The sequence below is a fragment of the Nocardia amamiensis genome (assembly GCF_015477605.1).
GTDB lineage: Bacteria > Actinomycetota > Actinomycetes > Mycobacteriales > Mycobacteriaceae > Nocardia > Nocardia amamiensis_A.
In genome coordinates, this window is sequence record NZ_JADLQX010000357.1 from 1 (window position 1) to 255 (window position 255).

The window sequence follows — 255 nt, forward strand, 5'->3', positions numbered from 1 at the left end:
TCGGCGGCGAGTACACGGCGATCAACTCGGCGATAGACGAGATCATGCCGTCGAAATATCGAGGCCGGGTCGACATAGCGATCAACGGCACCTACTGGGGCGGCGCGGCGTTGGGCGCGGTGGCCAGCCTGTTCCTGTACAACGAGAACTTCATCCCGACCCACTGGGGATGGCGGATCGGCTTCTTCATCGGGCCGGTCCTCGGGCTCGTCATCATCTTCCTGCGCAGGCACATCCCGGAAAGCCCGCGCTGGC

The 255-nt window shown here is 64.3% G+C and carries 1 protein-coding gene; it reads left to right on the top strand.

Translation table 11 applies throughout. From position 1 onward, the window contains the following. A partial coding sequence (locus tag IU459_RS38140; protein ID WP_195134380.1) for an MFS transporter occupies window positions 1–255 on the top strand: 255 nt, incomplete at both ends.